At 41.1% G+C, this 26487-nt stretch carries 32 protein-coding genes; 25 read left to right on the top strand and 7 right to left on the bottom strand.

Annotated elements, in window-relative coordinates; all coding sequences use genetic code 11:
* Positions 1-2: 2 nt before the first annotated feature.
* The 3 genes from AU255_RS15055 to AU255_RS15045 all read left to right on the top strand — a co-directional run bounded on the left by AU255_RS15055 (position 3) and on the right by AU255_RS15045 (position 1546).
* Positions 3-203: a (2Fe-2S)-binding protein gene (locus AU255_RS15055; RefSeq protein ID WP_080523755.1), complete on the top strand. Its 201-nt coding sequence runs from the start codon at positions 3-5 to the stop codon at positions 201-203.
* 21 nt (positions 204-224) lie between these two features.
* Positions 225-689 (top strand): bacterioferritin, encoded by a 465-nt coding sequence (gene bfr / locus AU255_RS15050; RefSeq protein WP_080523754.1) that lies wholly within the window; start codon positions 225-227, stop codon positions 687-689.
* A 152-nt stretch (positions 690-841) separates the two neighbouring features.
* Positions 842-1546, top strand: a complete 705-nt coding sequence (locus tag AU255_RS15045) for a thiopurine S-methyltransferase (RefSeq protein ID WP_080523753.1) — start codon at positions 842-844, stop codon at positions 1544-1546.
* 311 nt (positions 1547-1857) lie between these two features.
* Here the strand turns inward: AU255_RS15045 and draG are convergent, their stop codons facing one another.
* From draG to AU255_RS15030, 3 genes are all read right to left on the bottom strand, one after another.
* Positions 1858-2763 carry an ADP-ribosyl-[dinitrogen reductase] hydrolase gene (draG, locus tag AU255_RS15040; RefSeq protein ID WP_080523752.1) on the bottom strand — a complete coding sequence of 302 codons (906 nt, stop codon included), beginning with the start codon at positions 2761-2763 and terminating at the stop codon, positions 1858-1860.
* Between the two features lie 9 nt (positions 2764-2772).
* Complete coding sequence (locus tag AU255_RS15035) at positions 2773-3582, bottom strand: NAD(+)--dinitrogen-reductase ADP-D-ribosyltransferase (protein ID WP_080523751.1); 810 nt, start codon at positions 3580-3582, stop codon at positions 2773-2775.
* A 385-nt stretch (positions 3583-3967) separates the two neighbouring features.
* On the bottom strand, positions 3968-4831 hold the full coding sequence (locus AU255_RS15030; RefSeq protein WP_080523750.1) for an SIR2 family protein: 864 nt from the start codon (positions 4829-4831) through the stop codon (positions 3968-3970).
* A 500-nt stretch (positions 4832-5331) separates the two neighbouring features.
* Between AU255_RS15030 and nifH the strand changes: the two genes are divergently transcribed.
* The 12 genes from nifH to AU255_RS19880 all read left to right on the top strand — a co-directional run bounded on the left by nifH (position 5332) and on the right by AU255_RS19880 (position 14919).
* Positions 5332-6207: a nitrogenase iron protein gene (nifH, locus tag AU255_RS15025; protein WP_080523749.1), complete on the top strand. Its 876-nt coding sequence runs from the start codon at positions 5332-5334 to the stop codon at positions 6205-6207.
* Between the two features lie 100 nt (positions 6208-6307).
* Positions 6308-7792: a nitrogenase molybdenum-iron protein alpha chain gene (gene nifD, locus AU255_RS15020; RefSeq protein ID WP_080523748.1), complete on the top strand. Its 1485-nt coding sequence runs from the start codon at positions 6308-6310 to the stop codon at positions 7790-7792.
* 126 nt (positions 7793-7918) lie between these two features.
* Positions 7919-9490, top strand: a complete 1572-nt coding sequence (nifK, locus tag AU255_RS15015) for a nitrogenase molybdenum-iron protein subunit beta (protein WP_080523747.1) — start codon at positions 7919-7921, stop codon at positions 9488-9490.
* A 71-nt stretch (positions 9491-9561) separates the two neighbouring features.
* On the top strand, positions 9562-9777 hold the full coding sequence (gene nifT, locus AU255_RS15010) for a putative nitrogen fixation protein NifT (protein WP_080523746.1): 216 nt from the start codon (positions 9562-9564) through the stop codon (positions 9775-9777).
* 54 nt (positions 9778-9831) lie between these two features.
* The gene (locus AU255_RS15005; protein WP_080523745.1) at positions 9832-10371 is read left to right on the top strand and encodes a flavodoxin; all 540 of its coding nucleotides are present in this window, start codon (positions 9832-9834) and stop codon (positions 10369-10371) included.
* 46 nt (positions 10372-10417) lie between these two features.
* A complete protein-coding gene (locus tag AU255_RS15000) occupies positions 10418-10621 on the top strand; it encodes a 4Fe-4S binding protein (protein ID WP_080523744.1) in 204 nt (67 codons plus the stop codon).
* 5 nt (positions 10622-10626) lie between these two features.
* The gene (locus tag AU255_RS14995; protein WP_080523743.1) at positions 10627-11346 is read left to right on the top strand and encodes a dinitrogenase iron-molybdenum cofactor N-terminal domain-containing protein; all 720 of its coding nucleotides are present in this window, start codon (positions 10627-10629) and stop codon (positions 11344-11346) included.
* A complete protein-coding gene (locus AU255_RS14990; RefSeq protein ID WP_080523742.1) occupies positions 11343-11609 on the top strand; it encodes a DUF6129 family protein in 267 nt (88 codons plus the stop codon). Before AU255_RS14995 ends, AU255_RS14990 begins: the two co-directional genes overlap by 4 nt.
* 9 nt (positions 11610-11618) lie before the next feature.
* Positions 11619-12356, top strand: coding sequence for a 4Fe4S-binding leucine-rich repeat protein (locus AU255_RS14985; RefSeq protein WP_080523741.1), 738 nt, complete (start codon positions 11619-11621; stop codon positions 12354-12356).
* A 10-nt stretch (positions 12357-12366) separates the two neighbouring features.
* Positions 12367-13326 (top strand): hypothetical protein, encoded by a 960-nt coding sequence (locus tag AU255_RS14980; RefSeq protein ID WP_080523740.1) that lies wholly within the window; start codon positions 12367-12369, stop codon positions 13324-13326.
* A 312-nt stretch (positions 13327-13638) separates the two neighbouring features.
* Entirely contained in the window at positions 13639-14517 is an 879-nt protein-coding gene (locus AU255_RS14975) for an IS982 family transposase (RefSeq protein ID WP_080521034.1), read from the top strand.
* A 228-nt stretch (positions 14518-14745) separates the two neighbouring features.
* Positions 14746-14919 (top strand): IS110 family transposase, encoded by a 174-nt coding sequence (locus tag AU255_RS19880; protein WP_143735989.1) that lies wholly within the window; start codon positions 14746-14748, stop codon positions 14917-14919.
* 7 nt (positions 14920-14926) lie between these two features.
* On the opposite strand, the gene AU255_RS20460 is transcribed toward AU255_RS19880, so the two are convergent.
* The gene (locus AU255_RS20460) at positions 14927-15268 is read right to left on the bottom strand and encodes an IS66 family transposase (protein ID WP_269844824.1); all 342 of its coding nucleotides are present in this window, start codon (positions 15266-15268) and stop codon (positions 14927-14929) included.
* An 84-nt stretch (positions 15269-15352) separates the two neighbouring features.
* Positions 15353-16507 carry a transposase gene (locus AU255_RS14970; protein WP_198942656.1) on the bottom strand — a complete coding sequence of 385 codons (1155 nt, stop codon included), beginning with the start codon at positions 16505-16507 and terminating at the stop codon, positions 15353-15355.
* Between the two features lie 43 nt (positions 16508-16550).
* Here AU255_RS14970 and AU255_RS14965 point away from each other — a divergent pair, with 43 nt between their 5' ends.
* Positions 16551-17402 (top strand): IS110 family RNA-guided transposase, encoded by an 852-nt coding sequence (locus AU255_RS14965; RefSeq protein WP_332889066.1) that lies wholly within the window; start codon positions 16551-16553, stop codon positions 17400-17402.
* Positions 17403-17527: 125 nt separating this feature from the next.
* Here AU255_RS14965 and AU255_RS14960 read toward each other — a convergent pair whose 3' ends face one another.
* Complete coding sequence (locus AU255_RS14960; RefSeq protein ID WP_080523739.1) at positions 17528-18658, bottom strand: aminotransferase class V-fold PLP-dependent enzyme; 1131 nt, start codon at positions 18656-18658, stop codon at positions 17528-17530.
* A 541-nt stretch (positions 18659-19199) separates the two neighbouring features.
* Here AU255_RS14960 and AU255_RS14955 point away from each other — a divergent pair.
* Positions 19200-20336, top strand: a complete 1137-nt coding sequence (locus tag AU255_RS14955) for a sterol desaturase family protein (RefSeq protein ID WP_080523738.1) — start codon at positions 19200-19202, stop codon at positions 20334-20336.
* 334 nt (positions 20337-20670) lie between these two features.
* Positions 20671-21081: a DUF2750 domain-containing protein gene (locus AU255_RS14950; protein WP_080523737.1), complete on the top strand. Its 411-nt coding sequence runs from the start codon at positions 20671-20673 to the stop codon at positions 21079-21081.
* An 8-nt stretch (positions 21082-21089) separates the two neighbouring features.
* Here the strand turns inward: AU255_RS14950 and AU255_RS14945 are convergent, their stop codons facing one another.
* Entirely contained in the window at positions 21090-21512 is a 423-nt protein-coding gene (locus tag AU255_RS14945; RefSeq protein ID WP_158083146.1) for a cupin domain-containing protein, read from the bottom strand.
* A gap of 188 nt (positions 21513-21700) precedes the next feature.
* Between AU255_RS14945 and nifE the strand changes: the two genes are divergently transcribed.
* The 7 genes from nifE to AU255_RS14910 all read left to right on the top strand — a co-directional run bounded on the left by nifE (position 21701) and on the right by AU255_RS14910 (position 26486).
* Complete coding sequence (nifE, locus tag AU255_RS14940; protein ID WP_080523735.1) at positions 21701-23092, top strand: nitrogenase iron-molybdenum cofactor biosynthesis protein NifE; 1392 nt, start codon at positions 21701-21703, stop codon at positions 23090-23092.
* A gap of 1 nt (position 23093) precedes the next feature.
* Positions 23094-24482 (top strand): nitrogenase iron-molybdenum cofactor biosynthesis protein NifN, encoded by a 1389-nt coding sequence (nifN, locus tag AU255_RS14935; RefSeq protein ID WP_080523734.1) that lies wholly within the window; start codon positions 23094-23096, stop codon positions 24480-24482.
* A 44-nt stretch (positions 24483-24526) separates the two neighbouring features.
* Positions 24527-24958, top strand: a complete 432-nt coding sequence (nifX, locus tag AU255_RS14930) for a nitrogen fixation protein NifX (RefSeq protein WP_080524172.1) — start codon at positions 24527-24529, stop codon at positions 24956-24958.
* 166 nt (positions 24959-25124) lie between these two features.
* Complete coding sequence (locus tag AU255_RS14925; protein ID WP_233144698.1) at positions 25125-25598, top strand: NifX-associated nitrogen fixation protein; 474 nt, start codon at positions 25125-25127, stop codon at positions 25596-25598.
* Positions 25599-25609: 11 nt separating this feature from the next.
* Complete coding sequence (locus tag AU255_RS14920) at positions 25610-25825, top strand: CCE_0567 family metalloprotein (protein ID WP_080523733.1); 216 nt, start codon at positions 25610-25612, stop codon at positions 25823-25825.
* A 9-nt stretch (positions 25826-25834) separates the two neighbouring features.
* Positions 25835-26152: a ferredoxin III, nif-specific gene (fdxB, locus tag AU255_RS14915; RefSeq protein WP_080523732.1), complete on the top strand. Its 318-nt coding sequence runs from the start codon at positions 25835-25837 to the stop codon at positions 26150-26152.
* A gap of 10 nt (positions 26153-26162) precedes the next feature.
* A complete protein-coding gene (locus AU255_RS14910; RefSeq protein WP_080523731.1) occupies positions 26163-26486 on the top strand; it encodes a (2Fe-2S) ferredoxin domain-containing protein in 324 nt (107 codons plus the stop codon).
* Position 26487 lies beyond the last annotated feature (1 nt).

Here is a 26487-nt window from a genome sequence, read left to right as displayed (position 1 = left end):
TTATGTATATATGTATCTGTAAAGCGGTTACAGATCAGCAACTGGAAACCGCGATTAGTCAAGGGTTGTGCACCCGAAAACAGTTAATTCAATGTTTCGGTGTCGGGAGAGATTGTGGTAAATGTAATAAAGACGTTCATCAGTTACTACACTGTCATCACAGTCAAAAATTGATGAACGCATCGAATGAAACGACCATTTAATAAATTTCACAGGTGATTACTATGAAAGGCGATGAGAAAGTTATAAGCTATTTGAATCAGGCGCTAGAAAATGAACTAACGGCTATTAATCAGTATTTTCTTCATGCACGCATGTATAAAAACTGGGGTTTTAACAAGTTGAATGAAAAAGAGTATCACGAATCAATTGATGAGATGAAACATGCTGATCAACTTATTGAGCGTATTCTCTTTTTGGAAGGATTGCCTAATTTACAGAATATAGGCAGGATATTGATTGGTGAACATCCTCAGGAAATGCTGAGCTGTGATTTAAAACTGGAATATATTGCTGTTCCCTTATTGAGAGAAGCAATTGCCTATTGCGAAAGTGTCAGCGATTTTATAAGTCGGGACACTTTTCAGCATATTTTAGACAGTGAAGAAGAACATATTGACTGGCTGGAAACCCAGTTGGAGCTTATTGACAAAGTAGGTATACACAATTATTTACAATCGCAAATCTAGCACCCTCTATCAGGCTACTCCTGTTAAAAGTCGAGATTTTACGTCGGCCTGTTAATATTCCTACCTTTTCGGGTTGCATTTTTCTTCTCATGAAGCTTTGTGCTGGTTCGAACAGAACACTGTAACGCACAACCTTTATGAGAAACTTTGCTATGCGTATCTCCAAAACCAAGGAAGTTATTAATATCAGCCATGATAACTCACTTTGGTTACAATTCTGGCGCGATCAGCGTAATGATTTCCATCAATTGGCACTTAATCCACTGCTCAGCAAATTTTGGCCTGGTCTTGGCCTGGCTCCTGGAAGTCGGGTCTTTGTCCCTCTTTGCGGGAAAAGTTTAGATATGCTCTGGTTGCTTGAGCAAGGGCATGAAGTGATAGGTGTCGAATTAAGCCCCGTTGCCGTGCGTGCTTTCTTTCTGGAGAATCACTTGAAACCTGTTAAACAGCGAGTAGGTAAATTCACGCTCTGGAAACATGGCAAACTCAGTATTTTATGCGGTGATTATTTCTCTCTGACCCCGCTGGAATTAGGCGTATTTGATGCTGTTTATGATCTAGCAGCACTGACTGCTTTACCCGAAGATATTCGCCAACGTTATATTGTCCAGTTAAGATTAATCGTACCAGAAACTGCCATCATTTTTTTACTGACGACGGAGGATGCAGAAGAAAATCAAACTTTGAGTCAGGCATTAGGTGTAGATGAAGAAATTAATAACTTATATTCGGAAAATTTTGATATTGAATTAGTCTGTGTTGAAAGTGTTTTCGAATCTGCCCCTGATTTACTCCAGCAAACTGCAAAACGTGTTGAATATAAAGTGTATCAAGTTTCTGGACGACTAAAAAAATAGCCGGATTGTCTGTATTATCAGTTCAGTTCTATACTTCGTGTTTGGTCCATGATTCAGGATTCCTGCTAAGGTCGGATGACAACATGCCTGTTTTTCTAGACGGTTTTGAGTTTTCACACAGTCTGGCCCCATAGCTACCGTTGAATTTTCTCAGTAAAGAGGCTGTAAATTATTTTCTGTAAACAGCTACGACCCCTTTTTGCTCTTTTTGCTAGTTATTGGGAGCCAATGTGGAATCTGAAGGAAGCTCTAGCCAAATCGAGAGATAGTTGACCACTACAAATCGATCGGGAAAGGTAGCTAGGTGCAATCTAGCTGTTCGGGCCACCTGGCTCAAATGTTTTGGATAGTTGTAATAGCTTTTTACTTTGTATATGTATTTGTTCACTAACATTTTTATTCAGTCGTTCTAGCCAGCGTTGCGGTATTGATGCTAATCCATATCTGGCACCGGCAAGCATACCTACCAATGCGCCTGTGGTATCCGCATCATCCCCTTGATTCACCGTCGCTATCAGGCAGTCTTCAAAATTATCAGTCGTGAAAAAATAATGTAAAACCGTTTGCAGCGTATGCACAATGTAGGCAGAAGCCCTACCCGGGTAGGGGGTGTAGCCAAATTCAGGATATTGCCAGATGAGTTTAGCTGCCTCTTGCTGACAGTCCGAGAGATTACCGCCTTTAACCAGGTGTTGCACCATGCGTCCTAAAGACAAAGTAGCGGCATCAGATAAAGGGTTATTATGGGTGATATGGTTTTGTTGCAAGCTCCACTCGGTAAAATAATATGGGCTATTCAATGTTGCCAGTGCAACGGGTAGATTACGCATACAGGCACCGTTGCCGGCATCATCGACTCTTATTGAGCCAAATAATTCCCCTTGGTCACGATAACGTAGAATACCGCGTTGGCAGGTATCGCCAATATCGGGTGGATCAGAGTCCAGCCAGGCGACGAAGTTATCTGCAACCGCTGCAATATTCCAGCCTTGATGCTCAATAAGTGCCTGTCCGAGAGCCAGTGACATCTGCGTATCATCGGTCACTTGACCTGCTTCAAGGCCAAGCCAGCCCCCGCCGATAATATCCTTGTGTACTCCGTAGTGTTTTTGAATACGCTTGGGTGACATAAATTCCACCGTAGCACCCAGGGCATCACCACAGGCAAATCCCAGATAGGCAGATAATGCATGGTTTAAATAGGGTTCTGTTGTCATTTTTATGCCTTAACGTGTTATTTTTACCCGGTAATCACCGCCAATCACCAGATATTCAGCTTCACCATGCAAGGCATGGCGAGGCAGCAGTTCATTAAAAAAAACCAGTTTAACCATGGGCACTTCTACTTCAAGTATATAAGCACCAAATTCGGAGGCAATGCTGTGCTTATCGGTAAAAGAAGAGATGTTGTTGAACCGGAAGGTTTTATGCGGCGTGCCATCAATATTAATTAAGACATACTCATCTAAGGAATTAACTCCGCGGTAGAGGGTTTTATATTTTTCCGCGGGAAATTGAAAGTGTTCAATGATCCACTGACAAAATTCGTAGAGCAGGTCAAGTTGCATATAGATGCAGTTATTGTGATAGCGGCAATTCATTTTTTCTTCAATATAGGACGCCCAGGTTTTACCGATAAAACTGGCTATATTTTCTTTATGATAAGTGGGGAACAGGCCAAATCGACTTTCTACCCAGCCTTTAAATACTGCACCCTGGGCATTGTTTGAATCCAGGCCCCAATCCTGAATAAGTGTGAGATAGCTGCTTTTATAGCGCCGTCTCCCTGAAGAATCGTTGTGTAATCTCTGTTCGGTTTCAAAGCCAAAGACGACACACATATAATCTTGAAAGAGATGGCCACAGGCTAAGAGGGTGGTTTGCGTGCTTAATTTTTCAAATAAACCGGTGGCGGCTTCCCGAGTACCTGCAATATGTAATGACTCAGGCTGGTCATTAAAAGCCAGACTAGCAATATAGGCAGGCGATAAGCCAATTAAATTAGTACTATGTCCATATTGAGTGATATTCGGCATGGGTTAATTAGATTAGCCTTAGGTGAATAATAAGTATAGATCATTTTTGGCTCATGTAATATAACTTAACAAATATAGGGTTTTTAAAGATTGCAATATCAGAGTAGGGTATCTATTGCCTATTTTTAGAGAGGCACAAAGGTATGCGCTCACCTCAGTTCAGGATAAAAAACAGCGGCGATGTTTAATATTGGAAGTAGGGTGGGCCGCACGTCCCGACGCTGCTTTTATCGCAAAAAAACATCAAACAAAGTGCCAATTTGACAATTGAATAAACACCGCGCCTATCGTTGATGGCTTTGCGTTTTGCTCCGCCCATCCTACACTACAAACTATCTGGATTTCTTATCCCGAACTCAGGTTACACGAGACTATAACGGAAGCATTAAGCACTTGGTTCAAGTTCTTTAGCATAGCTCACGCATTCAAGAAATTCTTTGACATCCATATCAATAATTTCCAGGCCAATTTTCGCACAGTAACGCACTTCTTTAGGCGTTGGCGATTTATTGAGTACCCAGCCTCTTTTAGATTCCATTGCTCCATAAGTAATATCACTCATGACCATACGCTCAGAATCACGATTTAGCGGCATACCGAGTAATAGGTATTGTTTTCCTTTGCGATATTCCTTAAGAAAATCAGGAATCGCAAAACCACCCATTAATTCGGTAATGTAATCCACATAATCAGCATCGGAAGCTATGTAGTTAGCGTCTGGCAGAGGCGTGCCCATCGGTTTAAATAAAATGGGTAGCTTTGGATTAACTTGCTCCTGAGGGGTTTCGAAATAACTTTGACCATCATAAAAATAAAGTTTAAAACGAAAACCGGTAGAGACTCTTGCTATGCCACAAATCAGCAGATGCTCTTCCTTTGCGTAGCTTTGTTGTAGTTGAGTATCGCGATTGATGTCGATAATATAATTAGGCTTCCATTCTGCAAGCCAGTCATGTATAGCGGCACGAGTCCATTCGGTCTCTGCATACGTTCTATTAAAAAATTGGCCAAGAAAATTACGCCCTTTTTTTAATTCTTTATTCATCGCGGCACGCGGGAATTCATACATCAGCTTGGGTGCCATAGGCTTGCCATCATTCATTGCATAAATCAGGCTTTCGCTATCCGCCGGCATTGGTTTGCCAGTAGCCTTGTTAACGGCATCAAATAAAACACCTGGTCCAAGATAAGGAACAACTTTGTTGTCATATAGACCGCTAAGAATTTCTTCAATCACATTGGAAGACATAAATACTCCATATATTAAGGTAATAATAAAAGAGTGAAGCAAGTATCAATCCAATGTACGTAATTAAATTATGGATATTACCAAGTGAGAAGTAAGTCTTTATTTTATAGGAACTATATTTTCGATGTCTTGAAAGAACAGGTATGTGTTAAACGAAAAAATAGCCAGTATTTTTTGTCATGTTTAGCACAATCTAACAATATAGAGGATTTTGAGTCGCTTGCAGCGAAAGCATAGGCAAAATTGGGTGCTATATACTTAATATAAGACACGAAGAAAATGTAGTGCTTATATGTCTTATACATAACCCTACTGTTAATAAGCTTACAAGAAAACTCACAAAATGTTTGTTATGCCTCCATTAAAAATAGACTATTTAACATCTCATGAATAAAATAAATACTTATTATTCAATTGCTTATATGTTTTTTCATAGATTGGCACAGTGGTTGCATTAACTCTTGTGTGTTAACTTGAAGTCATTACAACAGGAGAAGACCATGGCGTTACGTCAATGTGCAATATACGGTAAAGGTGGTATAGGTAAATCAACAACAACTCAAAACCTGGTTGCAGCGATTGCTGAACAAGGTAAAAAAGTAATGATTGTTGGTTGCGATCCTAAAGCGGATTCTACACGTTTAATTTTACATTCAAAAGCCCAAACTACTATTATGAGTTTGGCTGCTGAAGCGGGTAGTGTTGAAGATTTAGAATTAGAAGATGTATTGAAAGCGGGTTACGGCGGCATCAAATGTGTTGAATCAGGTGGTCCTGAGCCAGGCGTTGGTTGTGCGGGTCGTGGTGTTATCACTGCTATTAACTTTCTTGAAGAGGAAGGCGCTTATGATGATGAACTTGATTTTGTATTTTATGATGTTCTTGGTGACGTTGTTTGTGGTGGTTTTGCCATGCCAATCCGTGAAAACAAGGCGCAAGAGATTTATATTGTTTGTTCAGGCGAAATGATGGCGATGTATGCGGCGAACAATATTGCTAAAGGTATCGTGAAATATGCGACCTCAGGTAGTGTTCGTTTAGCGGGTTTGATTTGTAACTCACGTAATACAGCGCGTGAAGATGAATTGATCATGGAATTAGCAAGCAAAATGAATACCACTATGATTCATTTCGTACCGCGTGACAATATCGTGCAGCGTGCTGAAATTCGTCGTATGACGGTTATTGAATATGATACGACTGCAAATCAAGCAGATGAGTATCGTGCTTTAGCTAATAAAATCATCAACAACACTGACTTCAGAATTCCTACGCCTATTACTATGGATGAATTAGAAGACTTGTTAATGAACTTCGGTTTAATGGACGAAGAAGATGAGTCTATCGTAGGTTTAACTGCGGCTGCGGAAGCTTAATTTTAATTAGGCTGTAACCAGAAGGGTGGGGGCATTGTCCTTGCCCTTCGCATCCTTAAAAAGCTAGTCGGGAGATTACCCGCGGCAATAGGAGAACATTATGTCTGCTTTAACAAAAGAAGAAACAGAAGCGCTGATTCAGGAAGTATTGGAAGTTTATCCTGAGAAAGCGAAAAAAGATCGTGCTAAACATTTAGCCGTCAATGATCAAAGTCTTGAGAAATCAAATAAATGTATTACTTCCAACCGTAAATCTCTACCTGGCGTTATGACCATTCGTGGTTGTGCGTATGCGGGATCCAAAGGGGTTGTTTGGGGACCTATTAAAGATATGATTCATATCTCTCATGGTCCGGTGGGTTGTGGTCAGTATTCTCGTGCAGGTCGTCGTAACTACTACGTAGGGACAACCGGGGTGAATACGTTCGGAACAATGAACTTTACTTCTGACTTTCAGGAGAAAGATATTGTTTTCGGTGGCGATAAAAAACTTGCTAAATTAATCGATGAGATTGAAGTTTTATTCCCTTTAAACAAGGGTATTTCTATTCAATCAGAATGCCCAATCGGTTTGATTGGTGATGATATTGAAGCGGTTGCCAAACAAAAGAAAAAAGAGCACGGTAAAACGGTTGTTCCAGTCCGTTGTGAAGGTTTCCGTGGGGTATCACAATCACTTGGTCACCATATTGCTAATGATGCAATTCGTGACTGGGTTTTAGAAAACCGAGATGGTGATGAAAGCTTTGCAACGACACCTTACGATATCGCTGTTATTGGCGATTACAATATTGGTGGTGATGCATGGGCTTCGCGTACCATTTTAGAAGAAATGGGACTACGTGTGGTCGCACAATGGTCTGGTGACGGTACCATTGCTGAAATTGAAAAAACACCTAAGGTTAAATTGAACCTGATCCATTGTTATCGTTCGATGAACTACATCGCGCGTCATATGGAAGAAAAATACAACATTCCCTGGATTGAATATAACTTTTTTGGTCCAACTAAAATTGCTGAATCATTACGTGCAATTGCAGCGCACTTTGATGACACCATCAAAGAAGGTGCTGAAAAAGTCATTAAGCGTTATGAGTCTGAGTATGAAGCCGTTATCGCTAAATACAAACCACGTTTACAAGGCAAACGTGTGATGTTGTATATCGGTGGACTACGCCCTCGTCATGTGATCGGTGCTTATGAAGACCTTGGCATGGAAGTAGTTGGAACAGGTTATGAGTTTGGTCATGGTGATGATTACGATCGTACTATTAAAGAAATGGGTAATGCTACGCTTTTATATGACGATGTAACAGGTTTTGAGTTTGAAGAATTCGTTAAGAAAGTGCAGCCTGATTTGGTGGGTTCTGGTGTTAAAGAAAAATACATCTTCCAAAAAATGGGTGTGCCATTCCGTCAAATGCACTCCTGGGATTATTCAGGTCCTTACCATGGTTATGATGGTTTTGCTATCTTTGCCCGTGATATGGATATGACCATTAATAACCCATGCTGGAGCAATGTTATAGCGCCTTGGCATAAAAAAGCGGCTAGTGATGAAGCAGTGATTGCAGCCAGCGCCTGATTTTCATGAAAGTAGGGTACGCATTGCGTACCTTATCGTTCACGAAAACAGTTACAGTCGGTACGTAGCGTACCCTAACAGTCTTTAGAACGTAGTCCACAGATTAGTGGCACGTAGGAGTCTATCATGAGCCAAGATGTAGAAAATATTAAAGCCAGTTATCCTTTATTCAGAAATGATGAATACAAGGCCAACTTGAAAAATAAACAGGATACTTACGAAGAAAAGCATCCAACGGAAAAAATTGATGAAGTTTTTCAATGGACAACGACAAAAGAATATCAAGAAGTTAACTTTAATCGTGAAGCTTTAACGGTCAACCCGGCTAAAGCTTGTCAACCATTAGGTGCGGTACTTTGTGCCTTAGGGTTTGAAAAAACCATGCCTTATGTACATGGTTCACAAGGTTGTGTCGCTTATTTCCGTACTTACTTTAACCGCCATTTTAAAGAACCCATTTCTTGTGTTTCTGATTCCATGACCGAAGATGCAGCGGTTTTTGGGGGTCAGAAAAATATGATGGATGGTCTTGAAAATGCTAAAGCATTGTACAAGCCTGACATGATTGCGGTATCAACCACGTGTATGGCAGAAGTTATTGGTGATGATTTAAATGCTTTCATCAATAATGCTAAAAAAGATGGCTATGTCGAACAGGAATATCCTACACCTTTTGCGCATACCCCTAGTTTCGTGGGTAGTCATACGACAGGTTGGGATAATATGTTTGAGGGTATCCTGAACTACTTTACCCGCAACTATATGGAAGATAAAGTCGTAGGTTCGAACGGTAAAATTAATATCGTACCGGGTTTTGAAACCTATTTAGGTAACTTCCGCGTTATGCACCGCATGATGAAAGAAATGGGTGTCGATTACACGCTGCTAAGTGATCCGACTGAGGTTTTAGATACACCCGCTGATGGTCAGTTCCGCATGTACGCCGGTGGCACGACTATGGATGAAGTAAAAGATGCGCCTAACGCGATTGATACTTTATTACTGCAGCCATGGCAATCGGACAAAACGAGAAAATACGTCAAAACCATGCTGCATCAGCCGGCAACGCCTATCAATATTCCCATGGGATTAGAGTGGACTGATGATTTTCTCATGACGGTTTCTGAATTAACGGGCAAGCCTATTCCAAAATCTTTGGAAGTTGAGCGTGGTCGTTTTATGGACATGATCACCGATTCACATGCCTGGTTACATGGTAAAAAATTCGCGCTTTATGGTGATGCTGACTATGTATTAGGTATGACTAAATTCCTGTTGGAATTAGGTGCAGAGCCCACCGATGTTTTATGTAATCATGCGAATAAACGCTGGAGAAAAGCGATAGAAAAAATCCTGGCAGATTCACCTTATGGACAAAACACTCAAGTGCATATAGGTAAAGATTTATGGCATTTCCGTTCTTTAGTCTTCACCAATAAACCAGACTTTATGATTGGAAACTCCTACGGTAAATTTATTGAGCGAGATACGCAGCATAAAGGTGAAGAGTTCCACGTGCCATTAATCCGTATTGGTTTCCCGATTTTTGATCGGCATCATTTACACCGTATGACCACGTTGGGATATGAAGGTGGTATGTACATCCTGACGACGCTGGTGAATGCAGTACTAGAGCAATTGGATAAAGAAACAATAGGTATGGGTACGACAGATTATAACTACGACCTGATACGTTAAGTCAGAGTACGGTCGGTGGATTTTAGTTATCGGATTAGAATTCATCGGCCCCCATTTTTTGGAGAGTGTTTATGCCCAGTATTATGCTGAGAATGAGAGAAGATGGGAAACTACTTTTCTATGTTGCAAAAAAAGATTTAGAAGAAACGGTTGAGTCAATTGAGTTTGATACACCCGATAAATGGGGCGGGGAAGTGGTTTTAGGCGATGATTCTCGCTATTATTTCGAGCCCATGAGTCCTCCGCCAAAGATTCCAATTACGTTACGCGCTAAGCGTGTAGATTAAACAGACTAGTATAAAAATCAAGCTTATACCTTAATATATTTCAGGAGTAATACAATGGCCAAAATTGGAATTTTCTTCGGAACTGATACTGGAAATACACGTAAAATAGCAAAAGAAATTGCTAAGAAAATAGGCGATGAAGCGGCTAAACCGCTCAACATAAATCGCGCAAATTTAACTGAAATGCTTGAATATGATTTTCTGATTTTAGGTTTGCCAACATTAGGTGATGGTGAATTACCTGGGTTGACCGCGGGTGCAGAATCTGAGAGCTGGGAAGAGTTTTTACCTGATCTAAGTAGTGAAGATTTAACGGGTAAAACCATTGCTCTTTATGGTTTGGGTGATCAAGTGGGCTATCCGGATAATTTTGTTGATGCTTTAGGCATTCTTTATGAAGAACTTGAAGACAGTGGTGCCAAATTTGTGGGTGCATGGTCTACAGAAGGATATGAATACCAAAGTTCTCGTGCAATTAATGATGATGATGAATTTTATGGTCTTGTATTAGATCAGGAAAATCAGAGAGATATGCACGAAGAAAGGTTGACTAAATGGGTTGAGTCAATCAAGCCGGAATTTGGACTTGCTTAAATTATTAAGTGTGATTACTGCATCATACAACTAATGGAGGAGGCTGATGGCCTTATATATTGAGCAAGCTGAATGTATATCCTGCGGTGACTGCGAACCAGTATGTCCTACTCGATCAATTAAAGAAGGGGCTATTGTTTTTGAAATTAACAAGCAAACCTGCAATGAGTGTCAAGACACCGGATATGATGTTCCTGAATGTGTACGTATGTGTCCTATTGTTAATTGTATTTTGCCTTTAATAGAGTAGTTTTTATGAACCAGTCAGTTTTGTCGCGAGAATTGGCTTTGAGTATCGGGCTAGCTGCAAGAGCTTTGCCCGATATTAAACCTAAACAACTGATTAATGCTTTAGTTAATAGTCTCAAGCTTCCTATAACGGAACAAAAACTTAAGTCACTTACGCTTAAAAGTTATCAGGGTGCGCTGAGTAAGCTATTGCATAAATCTTACAATTTAGATCTGCTAAGAAACTCATTAGCCTATTTGCACTCAGTTGAAAAAACTGATCTTCCGGAAATTTGTAGACCGCCAATAAAACCTTATCATGACGGTGACTTGCCTAATTCAATACGTGTTGCTATTGTGAGTGAAGATGGTGTTCATATTGACAGTGCATTCACTATTTGCGAGCAAGTTTATATCTATCAGGTTTCAGCCTTGAAACAACAGCTCATTCAGATTCGAGTGACTGATACACCTACTGCAAAAAAAGCAATACAGAAAAATCACTATCGCGCCGAACTGGTTCAGGATTGTCAGGTGCTATATTGTTCATCCATTGGCGGATTAGCGGCAGCTAAAGTCATTAAACATGGTGTACATCCATTGAAAGTAAATAGTATGGCAGTTATCACTGACATACTTGAGCAATTACAATTTGTTTTGTTAACATCCCCGCCGCCCTGGTTAGCAAAAGCCATGGGTGTGGTTAAGGATCCTTTAATCCATGCGCTAGAGGAAAAAACGCTATGATCAGTCAAGAAACACTCGCTCAAATCTCGCAAAAAATAATAGCTACTGGTATTGATGAAAGTATTATTACATTACTGCGCAGCGAATATTCTCCAGTACATTTTACGTATTGTAGTGATGATGATATTCCTAATAATGATCCCGTTTTAGAGCATGAGCACTTTAATCTTTATCTTATCGATGGTCATGATCATTGTATGTGCCTAACGAACAATTTTGAAAGCGCTACAGGTGTAGTCGTCGCAGAAATATATTCTGATTGAGTATTGTTGATGAGTAAATCTTCTTCAAATACACCCATTGCCGATTGTAGTTTGTGTCCTTTTCGATCTAAAACATTGCTTACCGGAAGATGTATGCCTGGCGATACCTGTTTGACTGTTGCAAGCGGTCGGCAGATTGACCGATTTTTTCGTATCAATCCACAGTATGCTCCACAGTATTTACACGATCCTTTTTGGGAAAGAAGAGCTATAGCCGTACGCTATTCGCCCCTGGCAACTTTATCGGCGGTCATGAATGATGAAGATGAAGTAGTCAGGCGTGCCGTGGCCTTTCGTTTACCTGTGCACCAGCTGAGTCAATTTATTGATGATCCCGATCGTGAGGTGAGAATGACTGTTGCGGATCGAATTAATCCGGAAAAACTGGAACTATTGGCGAATGATGTTGATTATATCGTGCGCTTGACCGTCGCAAAGCGATTGCCGCCCGGACGTTTATTCCGTTTTATTACCGATGACGATTTACAGGTTCGAAAAGCCGTAGCAGCGCGTTTGCCGGAAGTCAGCTTAGGGTTGATGAAACATGACAAAGACCCTGAAGTAAGGCGAATTATTGCGGAAAGAATTGCTGATGATGAAGCCATCGAGTTTCTAAATGATGAGGACTGGATGGTGCGCTATACTGCAGCCAGGCATGTACCCATATATGCATTGGATATCCTTTTAGTGGATGCTGAACCTGATATACGTAACCTTGCCGAACAAAGGTTAAATAAAACGAATTAGGATATTAAAGATGACTAAGCAAGCCGTCGAATTAAGTGGTCAAAAAGTCAGTGAATTATGCAAAAAGCTCATTCCTGGCAAAGATGATTTATCTTTATTAGCTAAAATACAGGCTTTGATCCCTGAGCATACTGTGCGTTTAGCCAGAACAGGTGATGAATGGTACAGAATTGGTGGTGTTGTTGATAGTAATGGCAATCGTATTGCCAAAGATTTAATTGAGTGGGTAGAGCGCACCTTTCTTGAATGTGGGCAGAATTTTCAAACACTGATTGATCATGTCCTGGAGCAGGAATATTTGGCCACTCGCCAAACGGGAAAAACGTTATACTTTGTTATTGAAACCGGTGCGTTAGCAGAAGATTTTATTCTCCTGGAAATAGATAAGACGCTCGAAGTAGTAGATCGATTATTAGTCAATGAAGAGGTATTGCCGGAAGACCTGGAAGATATTATTGATCCGTTAACGCCTGCGACTATTGATCGCTATAGTCTTGGGCATTCGCGTTATCAATATCGGCGTAAGACGGATATAAAAATCTTTATGCAGACGCTTAGTCAACACCATGCATTGGAGCATCCGGTACAGCGTTTTATGGACGACTGGAATCGTAGTAGCGCAGCAAAAACACTCTTTTCGCAAGACTGGATTATTCGTCCTTATCAGCATACAGGGAGATATCGAGAGCAAATTATTAATGCTGAGATCATTAATCTTCAGACAGGGCAATTACCCCATTTAGAAGATATGGTAGGCAAGCAGGGTAGTACTTTAAATAACTTATTAACGCGTTTTGACCGTCAGGCCGGTTACTCCTTTGCCTGGTTTTTCTATATGGTTAAAGGTAAGCTGGTTTCACCGTATAATGGCGAAGCTGTCTATCACGATATTACGGGTGATTTTGCTTATTTATCTGAACGTGATGAAGCCATACTACGAGACTGGATAGCTTCGCCGTATAATGTCTAGTTTATAACAGCCTGTAGGGTAATTGTTGTGAACCTTATTTTGAATAGCAGTATATTTATAATCTAGATAACAGCTTAGTTCCGTAGGTTGGGGAGAGATTGCGAACCCCAACAATCAATAGCTTACCTAGCCTCAGTGTTGGGGTTCATGCTTCACCCCACCCTTGTATATTAAACATATCTCTTAAACACAAGATTATTTAACACAAAACAATTATAGTAACCTGAGTTCGGGATAAGAAAAGGTGGGCAGTCTTTTGAAAATCTGAAAAAATAGAAACAACCAAGAATTTATTTTTTCTAAGACTGCCCAATGCTAAGTTTAACCCGATTATTTTGTGATGTAGATGATTTTTGTAAAACCTTTTTACCCCACTGGGAGAAAACCCAAATAGAAAACGGTGAAAAGAAAAGACGGAAAAAGCGTTGCATTAGCCCCAGTGAAATAATTACTTTGATTGTTTACTATCATCAGTCAGGGTATGACACATTTAAATGGTTTTATTTACGCTACTTGCCCAAAAACTTATCTAAAGCTTTCCCAAAGGTGCCGAGTTATAACCGTTTCATTGAATTATTGCCCGATATTATCGGTCCTTTAACGGCTTTTATGCAAACACGTTGTGGCCGAAGTGAAGGTATTGCATTTGTTGATTCAACACCCCTTTGCGTTTGTAAAAATATTCGTATTCCGCGCCATAAAACTTTCAAAGATGTGGCCCAACGAGGCAAGTCTTCTACGGGCTGGTTCTATGGGTTTAAATTACACATTATTGTGGATGATCGAGGGGAAATACTTTCTTTTTCAATCACGAAAGGGAATGTTGATGACCGTAAACCCGTACCAAAATTGGCTAAAAATCTGATTGGAAAGCTTTTTGGCGATAGAGGATATATTTCTAAAAAACTCACTGAACTTTTAGCAACCGATGATGTTGAGTTAATCACAACTCTCAAGAAAAATATGAAACCACGAGTCATAGCTGCTTTTGATGCACTTTTATTGAGAAAGCGTAGCATTATTGAAACTATCAATGATCAACTTAAAAATATTTTTCAGCTTGAGCACTCTAGACATCGTTCGCTTACGAATTATATGATCAATATTGTTGCTTGTTTAGTTGCTTATTCTTACCAGGAAAAAAAGCCTGCACTCAACTTACGTAGAGAAGATTTATTACCTTTGTTATGACGTCTTATCCCGAACTCAGGTTATAGTAATAACTGATTTTCTGGGGAAGCCGGCCCAACCTTAAGCTTTGAGCTTGCTCGTAGATTGGCTCCCCACCCTCGTCATCCATGCCGTGGAGTATCTGAGACCTGTAAGCTATGCTTCTGAGTCTGCATTCACAAGGACGGTAGGTGAAGTGTCAGGGTTGGGAAACCAGTGATCATTATAATACTTAATATGGGATAAAAAATGAATACTGTCGGAATTGATGTGAGTTGCAAGGAATTAGTTGTTGTCGTCATGGTTAATGGTAAGGCACGTAAAGCGAAATCCTTTGATAATACCCCTTTAGGTCATCAATCAATTATTCAGTCTTTAACAAAACTTAAAGGAGAAACAAAGGTTTGCATCGAGGCAACGTAACTTCTCATTATCCACTGGCAGCGGCCGCACGAATGACTTCCGATAACGGAGGAATCCCTTCTAACTTCAGTAAGCGACTTTTTAAATAACCCCAAAATGACATGCCGTGCTTTCGGCAGGTCTTCTTGAGACTGGCAAAAGTATCACGGGCTTTCCGCCCTGCATCACTTCGTGTACTCCCGCTGATTTTTCGTTTCTTGACGTAATCCCTTATATCCCGTTCGCTTAAATTGTTATGAAGTGGGAGGTAGGGTTTGTCGAGTACACGGAGGAGTTCATGTTGATTTTTCCCCATGCGCCCGAGAGCCTGGTTAAGCGTTTCGTAACAGGTTTTGGTGCTGCATAGGATTTGAAAGCGCTGCCTGATACTGCTCGCCTGTTCGGTAACAGGATTAAGTTTATAAGCTTTCAGGTCATGGTAAATCGACCAAAGCTAGTCGCGTGCGTCATCGACTGCCTTGGTATGGCTGTCATTTAAAGGAATCAGGCGATTAATTACTCGTTCGGCATGGATCCAGCACAAGGCATGATCAAAGACGTTAAACTGCCCTGCATCATCACTGATAATTGAAAAGTCAGAGGAAATGCCTTGGTCTAGCAGCCCTCCCATCAAAGCACCTTCCGTGACTATTTTTCTGTGCCGAGGTTTAACGATGCCTTGCTGATCCAGCCATTCGCACCAGTCAGGTGCCGTGTTAATGCAGACACTGATATTTTCCAGTGTCGCCAAGATTACAACAGACAGCTTATTTTGTGCCATGTATTCAATGGCACCTGTGTTCAATGTATAAAGCGTTGTTTTGCCTTGTGATAGACAGTTTAAAAAATTGATTCTGCTTTTACTTTCTGTACTACTGAACCAGGCAAAAAAATCATTGCCAATATGTGTGCAATAGCCATTTTGCCCTTTATGCCGTGCGCCAGTATCATCTGTATGAATATATTTAGAAACGGATAATCCCGTCTTCAGTAATTCATCTTTTTCGGCATGAAAGTCGTCCAGATCTTCTGTTAGTATATAACTGAGCTTACCGCTCGAAATATCGACGCCTAAATCACGAATTTGTTCCAGTAGTAATGGCTGTGTGACATGTTGGTGATGGTATTGATAGAGAATAAAGGCAATAAGGCTTTTACCAAAGCTACCTCCCTGAATGTCTTCGGGAAGCTGACCTAAAATCGTAAGACCCTCTGGCGTTATATATTCTGCTAAACGATAACGAATGTTATGAGTTTGAAAGGTAATATCCTGAATAACACGATCCTGATACCCTTTAAAGCGTGAACCCTCTGGGATTTCATCCGGCTGAATAATTTGGGTTTCATCTATTTTGAGGTTGCCTTTTTTACTGCGCCTTGGGCCTTTTTTCCTTTTTGATGAGGAGTCATCACTTCCTGGGGCACCCTCCTTATCCATTGTACTCGGTTTGATTTTAGGCTTTGTGGTTTCGCCTTTAAGCTTGAGTATCTCTTGTGCTAACTCATCAATCTGCTTTTGTTGCCAGGCAAGCATTTCCAATAACACATCGACTAGCGGTGTGCGATCTTCTTTGTTTATCTCTGGTAATTCAGGTTTAGGCGAGTTCATAGAATATATTGTAAAGCAACTTTTTAATATTTTCCCGTGGATAATGAGAAGTTTCGAGGCAACAGGCATCTATCATTTTGATTTAGCTGTCGCTCTTAGTCGAGCAGACGGTATTGAAGTGATGGTGATTAACCCCAAAGCTGCACACAACTTTGCTAAAGCCTTAATGACGCGCAGCAAAACCGATGCGATTGATGCAGAGAATTTAGCGATTTATGCTGAAAGAATGCCTTTTGAAGCCTGGGAGCGTCCAGCCGATGAATGTATTAGCTTAAGAGCGACTGCGCGTCGTATTGCCGCCTTAAGTAAGCAAAAAACACAAACTAAAAACCAGCTTCATGCTTTGGAATCAACAGTGGAAACACCCGTGCTAGTGATTGAACAGACAGAGCAGTTGATTGATATTTTAGACGCACAAATTAAAACCTTGCGCGACAGTGCACTTAATATCATTCATCAAAATGAAGATCTGAAGCAGGCTCATTCATTAATCACCGGCATCAAAGGGATTGCACAAGCCTCAGCGGTACAAATACTGAGTGAACTGATGATCTTGCCTAAGGATATGACTGCGCGGCAGTGGGTTGCTCATGCAGGGTTGGATCCAAGGATATTTGATTCAGGTAGTAGCGTATCTAAAAAGCCACGCATTAGCAAAGTGGGTAATAAATATATTCGTCAGGCCTTGTATATGCCAGCTTTGGTTGCCAGCCGATTCGAGCCGAATATTCAAGGCTATTATCATCACTTGATTGAGGATAATGGCTTAAAGAAAGTACAAGCGGTCTGTGCTGTGATGCGTAAATTATTACACGCCATCCATGGCATGTTACGTACTAACAAAAAATTCGATGGGGCTCGTTTTTATACGTTACCTATCACTATAAATGCATAAAAATATAAATTTTTATGCATTCACGCTTGCGTTTTAATAGAGTATCTACGCATAATACTTTCACAGTCTCTAAAGCTATTGCACTCCTTATCAAAAGTCGAAGTTAATAAATACTCATTCCTTAGTTAACTAGTTATTGCCTGCAATGCTTTTTCTAGATTATTAACAGTACGCTCTGTATTATGCAATTTATCCAGGCCAAATAAGCCTATGCGAAAAGTCTGAAAATCTTCTGGCTCATCACATTGTAAAGGGACTCCCGCCGCGATTTGCAAGCCCTGTTGTAAAAATGCCTTGCCGTTATGCAGGGTTACATCTTTAGTGTAATAAACGACAACGCCGGGTGCTTCAAAACCTTTTTCTGCAACACTTTTAAAGCCTTTACTCTTTAACAGGCTACGTACACTTTCGCCCAATACTAATTGTTCGGTACGCACTTTTTCAAAGCCATAGGCTTTAGTTTCTTGCATGGTTTTATGAAATTTTTCTAAAGCATCGGTCGGCATAGTAGCATGATAGGCATGACCGTCGTTTTCATAGGCTTGCATAATTTGTAGCCATTTTTTCAAATCACAGGCAAAACTGCTACTTGTACTCGATTCTACTTTTCCTAATGCGTCAGTATTCATCATCACCAGACCACAACAGGGTGAGGCACTCCAGCCTTTTTGCGGAGCGCTGATTAAAACATCGACCCCCGTGGACTTCATATCAACCCAAAGCGTACCGGAAGCAATGCAGTCTAAAACGAACAGGCCTCCGACAGCATGGACAGCATCGGCAACCGACTTTAAATAATCGTCAGGAAGTAGCATGCCTGATGAAGTTTCCACGTGAGGTGCAAACACAATATCAGGTTCTTCCCGTTGAATAGTCTCTACAACTTCTTCAATCGGGGGAGGAATAAAGGGAGCCTGATGGTCTTTATTCACAGGACGTGCTTTTAGTACAATAGATTCAGAAGCAATTTGTCCCATATCCAAAATTTGAGACCAACGGTAGCTAAACCAGCCATTACGAATAATCAGGCATTTTTTATCGGTCGCTAATTGACGCGCTACGGCTTCCATGCCATACGTACCACCGCCTGGCACCAGAGCAACAGCATCAGCATTGTAAACTTGTTTTAGTGTTGAAGAAATATCCTTCATGACACCTTGAAATTTTTGGGACATATGATTTAGTGAACGGTCAGTAAATACCACTGAATATTCAAGTAGTCCATCAGTATCAACATCAGGTAATAAACTAGGCATTATTTTTTTCAAATCTCAATGAGTTATATTTAAGTTAACAAAAGCAAGGCTTATGCCAAAACAGATGATAACGGTGGTGGGTTTGCAGTAAAAGTTATTTTCTTTCACTGGCGAGGTCAAAATATCGTTAATTATACCACCTGAAGGTCGTTTTTTATTTTTACACAGTACAGGTTTATAGTGAATCCTGTCGTATCTACATTATCAAAGCACCACTCAGGTAAATTGCTGTGTACTTGATTAAAAAAACAGGCTATTTATCCTTTTTTCGTTATTACCTGACTTGCAGTATTACTTATATGTATTTTTGGGAAAATACCAGGATCCATCTTTCATTTATCTGTTTTTATGAAACAGTCTATCTCCTTAATCTAGTGTAACAATTCATAAAAAAATGCTTTTACAGAGGTATAATCAGACTCAGCAAAGTTAGGGTTGACTTTACCTTTAATCTATATTAAGGATTAAAGGTGCGTCGTTTTTACTTGCTTGCAATTCGGTTAGTTCAGTAATTTGTTACCTTCTTTAGGAGGAGATCGATATGTTAAATGATTTCATATCCGGGCTTACATCGATGATAATTCTGTATCAAGAATGGTTAAATTTTCTTGGCGGTATTGATATACCCATAATTATCTTTCTGATTCTTGTCACTTTAATGTTTGTAGAAATGATCCTGGTCGTTTGTCTTGAATCCAGAACCAGAATGATCCAATCCTACATAACAAACATGGCTACTTTTGTGTTCAATAGTCTCATTTTATCGATACTATCTATTTCATCCTTATTAGTATTGGCAGAAAGTTATCAGCATAATGGATTGTTGAGTGCTTACAATCAACAGGATAAGCTTTTGTTTGCATTTATCCTGTTTGATCTAACACTTTACCTATGGCACAAAGCAAACCATAAATTTGATTGTCTGTGGTGGTTTCATAAAGTTCATCATTGTGATAAATCAATGAATTCCACGACCGCTTTTCGTGTACATTTTATAGAAGTGATCCTAAGCATTTTGGTTAAAGCACTGTTTATTTTCATCACAGGTATTGAAGCCTCTTTGGTTGCAATTTGTGAAGGTGTATCCACACTGTTTGTTATATTCCATCATTTAAACTTGCCAATTCGAGGCGAAAAATGGTTCAAATGGCTATTTATTGTCCCATCCTTACACCGAGTTCATCATTCTTCTCTGCGCAAAGAACATGATAGTAACTATGGGGCCGTTTTTTCTATATGGGATCGACTATTTAGAACGTTGAAAGAGACACGGCCAGATGAAATTGGCTTAATCAATGTTAAAACTCTAAGCTTTTTTGAATTATTAAAATTTGGGCTTTTACCTGATATATCCAGCCTGGCATCTGACTCAGGTAAAATGCCAAAACCAGAAAATATCAACTGGATGGTAGCTGAAGCGGCCTACTATTTTGCTGAGCATCGTGGTTTTGCTTCTGGTTTTGATCAATTAGACTGGTACAAAGCAGAGCAACAGATAAGAGAGTCCATTGAAATGCAGAAGATTCATCATGTAAGGGAATACACTGAAATGCAGAAGATTCGTGAGCCTCATTTTGACTTTTTTAAGCAGATTGGTCATGCGTTGGTAGCATTCAACAATCATATAACTCTGCAGCAGAAAGATCAAAATCAAGGACATCAGGGTATTACCTCATAGGACTAAAAGACGTTGTTCCTATAAGCGGCAAAATACCTGATTGCCATAAGGCTGCGTAAGATAATTTGCGCCGTTGTTGTGTATTTTCAGACGAGCGATAGAACGCTTTTGCGGCTTAGAATGTGCGAGGTCGGTCGGTGCCTGAAAACGCTTTATCAGAGACATAGTTATTGTAAAATCGATTTTATAACACCGCTGGTTTCCCGTTAGCATCTGCATAAAGAGATCTTAAGCACTTCAATATCAGCACAGTTGCTGGTACCTATACTTCCTCGCAGCAATGGCGTATTTTTTGCTTGAGTTTAGTTTTTCCAATCAAGACAGGACCTATTCTATGCGCTACGAACCTTATGAAGATGAATATGCCGCTGTACCTAATATGACAGATGCTGAACTTTTAGAATATTTCTTATACCGATTTTTTGAAACAGAGGAAATTTGGGGGCTAAAGGAGAATGCATTTAGTTGGGTAACGCGTGAGATTAATGGTCAAGTAACACAGCCGATATGGCCATATAAACGTTATGCAAACGAAGCCGCCGTGGGAGACTGGGAGGGTTTTGTACCCGTTGCAGAATCATTGGAGTTTTTTCTTGAAACCTCTTTACACCAATTGGTCGCACAGGATGTATTACTGGAGGTTATGCCGCGTAAATTTGAGGCAGGTTGTTTAATTAGCGCACAACGTCTGTGCGGCATTATGGAAGGCATGATGGAGTCGGGTGAATATACTTTAGATGGTTAGTTTGCGGGTTAATCTGCTTCACGTTTATCTTTGCCGTCAAACGCGGGTGAAAAAACGGCAAAAACAACATTGGCGTTAGGCGACGTATTTTCAACCCAATGATAGGTTCCTTTAGGGATATAAATCACATCACCTGCTTCCAGCTCTACTTTGTAATCTTTAAAATGAATAATGCTGGTGCCTGATAAGACTGAGACATTAAGATCATGAAAGTCATGGTAGTGCGGGGATTCTTTATTTTTCAAACGAATGATATGAGTGCTTGAGTCTCCATTTCGGGATAAATGATGAATAGTGATATTCTGTTCAAGCTCAACTGCTGACCATTCCGGCTGCGGGTAGATACCCTCTGGATAGACTAGCCTGGCCTGTTTTGTGGGCTGACAGGCAACTAAAAGTAAGGCGATTCCTGTAGATGCTATTAATTTCATAAGGCAGACTCTTTTAATGTCGTTAAATAAATAATTTTGTAAAAACATTGTCGCATTACTGCTCCGCTAATTCACTCATTTTGTCGTGTTTGCTACAAAATATTTTGCTATAAAACAAGCAAATTCAGTCTCTTATTAAGATGGCACATTGGTTGCTTTATCTCTTAATAAAAATAGAGGTGATGTGCATGAAATCGACAAAAGATATTGCAGAGTTATTAGACGAGCCTGCTTGTGAGCATAACAAAAAGGAGAAATCCGGTTGTGCTAAACCCAAGCCCGGATCGGCAGCCGGTGGTTGTGCTTTTGATGGTGCTCAGATAGCATTATTACCTATTGCTGATGTCGCACATATAGTGCATGGTCCTATCGCCTGCGCCGGGAGTTCATGGGATAACCGGGGCACACGATCATCGGGTGCGCAGTTGTACCGGATAGGTATGACCACTGATTTGACCGAGCAGGATATTATTATGGGGCGCAGTGAAAAGCGCTTGCTGCACTCTATTAAGCAGGCGATAGACAGTTATCAGCCACCTGCTGTGTTTATTTATAATACCTGTGTACCTGCCCTGGTTGGTGACGATCTCAACGCCGTGTGTAAATCGGCTGAAGAACTCTGGGGAGTGCCGGTTGTCCCGATAGATTGTGCGGGGTTCTATGGAACCAAAAATTTAGGTAACCGTATCGCAGGCGATGCGATGGTCAAACATGTGATAGGTACGCGTGAACCTGATAGTTTGCCCGTTGGTTCAGAGCGGGACGGCATCACAGTGCATGATGTCAATCTAGTCGGGGAATACAACATAGCCGGCGAATTCTGGCATGTTTTACCCTTGCTTGATGAACTCGGTTTACGCGTGCTATGTACTTTATCTGGCGATGCCCGTTTCCGCGAAGTACAAACCATGCATAAGGCCGAAGTCAATATGATGGTCTGTTCTAAAGCCATGGTTAACGTTGCCCGTAAATTACAAAGTAGCTATGGAACGCCCTGGTTTGAAGGCAGTTTCTATGGTATTACCGATACCAGTCAATCTTTACGTGATTTCGCCAGGGCTATTAATGATGCTGATTTAACGGCAAGAACGGAAGCTTTGATAGCGCGTGAAGAAGCAAGAATTAGAGAGCTACTGATTCCATGGAAAGAGCGATTAAACGGTAAACGGGTTTTATTATTTACCGGTGGCGTAAAAAGCTGGTCAGTCATTTCAGCCTTACAGGATTTAGGAATGGTTGTGGTCGCAACGGGAACTAAAAAATCTACCGAAGAAGACAAAGCGAGAATCCGTGAATTAATGGGCGAAGAAACGATGATGATCGATGATGGTAGCCCCAAAGCATTGTTGAAAGTGGTTAAGGACTATAAAGCTGACATACTTATTGCCGGCGGTCGAAACATGTATACCGCACTCAAAGCCAAAGTTCCTTTTTTAGATATTAATCAAGAACGCGAATTTGGCTACGCGGGTTATGCAGGGATGCTGGAGTTAGTCAGGCAATTATCATTAACAATTGAAAGTCCGGTTTGGCCAGCAGTGCGCGCGCGTGCACCGTGGAAATCAGAAAAGGTGGCTTAAGATGGTTGAAATCATTAAACGTAAAAAAGCGCTATCGGTTAATCCGCTAAAAGCGAGTCAGCCTATTGGTGGTTCGCTGGCAACCCTGGGTTTTAATCATGCAATACCTATGTTGCATGGCTCACAAGGGTGTACAGCGTTTGCAAAAGTCTTCTTTGTGCGTCATTTTCGTGAACCTATTCCTTTGCAAACAACCGCGATGGATCAGGGCAGTTCAGTCATGGGCGCTGATGAAAATGTAGTTGAAGGTCTAAAGAATATTGCCGAGAAAAGCAAGCCTGCTTTGATTACTGTGTTAACCACTGGTTTAGCTGAAACCCAAGGCGCAGATGTGCAGCGCAATGTGCTCGAATTTCGTGAAAAATATCCTGAATATGCTGATGTTGCCGTAGTCGCGGTGAATACCCCTGACTTTACGGGATGTGCAGAAACAGGATATGCCGCGACGGTGACAGAAATTATTCGTGTGACGGTTCCAGATGCAGAACAGGCAGGGACGACACCCGGTAGTCGAAAACATCAAGTCAATGTTTTGTGCAGTGCGATGCTGACGCCTGGTGACATAGAAGCCTTAACCTATCTGTTAGAGCAATTTGAGTTACGACCTGTGTTTGTACCCAATATTGCCGACTCTCTTGATGGTGCTTTAACTGAAGATGAATTTTCACCCGTAACCATTGGCGGTACGCCTGTTTCAGAAATGGCAACTTTAGGGGAAGCGAAGGCAACTCTGGTTATAGGGCCGTCAATGCACAAAGCCGGCGAACTCTTAGCACAGAAAACGGGGGTACCCAGTTACGAATTTGAACATCTATATGGATTAGCCGCGAATGACGCTTTGGTGCATGCATTGGCAAATATCAGTGTTCGTGAGGTGCCTGAACGTATAGAGCGCCAGCGTATGCAATTACAGGATGCCATGCTGGATACGCATTTTATGTTAGGTCAATTACGGGTTGCCTTAGCAGCGGATCCGGATCAACTCAATGCGTTTGCTTATTTTCTTAAAGAAATGGGCTCTGAAGTGGTTGCGGCAGTATCACCCAGTCCCGCCGCAAGTTTAGCCGGATTACCCGTAGCTCAGGTGAAGATTGGTGATTTGGAAGATCTGGAGTTGATTGCTAAAGAGCACAAAGCGCAATTAGTGATCGGTAATTCGCATGCGACAGCAACCGCTGAAAGGTTAGGTGTTCCGATTCTACGAGCAGGATTTCCGCAGTTCGATATTATCGGCGGTTACCAGAAAACATGGATAGGTTACCGCGGCTCTCGTCAGACACTGTTTGATTTAGCCAATTTGGTCATCAATTTTACACACGAGGAAATACCTGAGTATCACTCGGTGTATGCACAGAAACCTTTAAACGAGCAAACGCAGTCATGTCATTAACCAGACGTATGCAGGTCGTGCATAGTGAACAAGAGGAGTTGTCTATGAGTACTTCATTGAAAGTTGCTTTTGCAAGCACGGATATGAAACACGTTAATCAACATTTTGGATCAGCTAAATCCTTTGCTATTTATACGCTGAATCCCGATAAATTTGAATTTCTTGAAGCGGCGCAATTTGGTTCATTAGATCAGGATGGCAATGAAGATAAGCTCGCCGTCAAGTTTGATTTGTTGCAAGGTTGTGCTGCTGTGTATTGTCAGGCAGTCGGTGCTTCCGCTGTTAAACAGTTAGTTGCGCTCGGTATTCAGCCCGTTAAGGTCAATGATGATAGCCCAATAGAAAAGTTACTCGATGACCTGCAGAGCGAATTACGTGCAGGGCCTTCAAGTTGGCTGGCGCGTGCGATAAAGCAACAAAGTTCAGATGATCCTAAGCGATTTAATGACATGGCCGAAGAAGATTGGCAGGAATAAATTCGCAAAAAATAACATGCCCTGGTTCCCACGGTCTGCGTGGGAATTCGTACGAGAACGCTCAGCGTTCCGTGACGCAGAGCGTCACAAACTGTATTCCCACGCAGAGCGTGGGAACGAGATTATATAGCGTGTAACACAATCAAAAACAACCTGGAGAATTAACGTGAGTGCAGTCTTACAAGTAGTAGAAGAAAATGATCCATTTCTGGATAAATTTTTTGTTGGTGAAATGTTAAAACAGTTAAAAGCTTTAGATTCGTATGGGACTTATGATGGCTGGTCAAATGCAAAGATTCTTGATCCTTTAATTTTAACCAAAGAGCGTAAAAAAGAAATTCCTGTTATTGGCGATCCTGATGAGATTACTTTAGCCAGAGTCAAAGCTTATTATAGTGCGCTTGCAGCAACTTTAGAACATGAAACTAATCTGATGGCCGTCACCTTGGTAAATATTTCACATGAAGGCTTTGGGCGTGCTTTAGTCATGGTGGGCAAGTTAATTGTTATTGATAAAGTGTTACGTGATACGCATCGTTTTGGCTTTTCGAGTGTAGAAGCCATGTGTGAGCAAAGTGAAAAACTGATAGCTAAAGCGAAAGAGTTATTAGAAAAATACCCTGGTGCAGCGACTGACTAACGGAGACAACGATGAGCCCTGAAGAAATAAAAAAGCTTGAAAAGAACGTAAAAAAAACCAAACGCCTGGCGAGTGAACAGGCAATGGAGTTGCATGATTTGATTGAAGATAGCTTACCAGCAGCTTATAAAGACCTTATGGGCATTGCAGAGGCAACTTTTGAGGCCTGTAAAGCATGGGATGAAGCAAATCAGGCGTTGATGGCAGCTCAGTCAGAAACTGCATAGGAGAGAGCCATGGCAGATAATATTACCGGAGTAACCTTTGGCGGAACTGTATGGACGCCAGCGTATGTCTCTGATTTGAATCAAGAAACCTGTATAGGCTGTGGACGTTGTTTTAAAGTGTGTCCGCGTGATGTATTTGACTTGGTGGAAAAGTCTGAGGCACTTGACCCTGAAGATTTTGATGATGATTATGGGGATTTTGAAGATGATGACGAAAACAGTATGGTCATGAGTCTGAAAGATCGTATGGACTGTATCGGCTGTGAAGCCTGTTCAAAAGTCTGCCCTAAATCATGTTTTACGCACGAACATAAACAAGCAGCATAGAGGAATAATCATGCCTAGACCAGAAAAACACGTATTTGTTTGTACTCAAAGTCGTCCGGAAGGACACCCTAGAGGTTCATGTGGTATTAAGGGGTGTGCTGAGGTGATGAATGAGTTTATGACTCAGATGCAAACCCGCAATTTGTTTGAAAAGATAGCGCTGACCAATACAGGTTGCCTGGGGCCGTGCATGATGGGCTCAAGTGTACTCGTTTATCCAGAAGGCGTGATGTATGGAAAAGTTACGAAAGCGGATGTGAAAACCATTATCGAAGAACATTTGTTAGGCGGCAAACCAGTAGAAAAGCTCATCGTTCCAGCTGAGGTTTGGTAGA

The sequence above is a fragment of the Methyloprofundus sedimenti genome (genome assembly GCF_002072955.1).
Taxonomy (GTDB): Bacteria; Pseudomonadota; Gammaproteobacteria; order Methylococcales; family Methylomonadaceae; genus Methyloprofundus; species Methyloprofundus sedimenti.
This window is presented reverse-complemented; position numbering and strand designations above follow the sequence as displayed.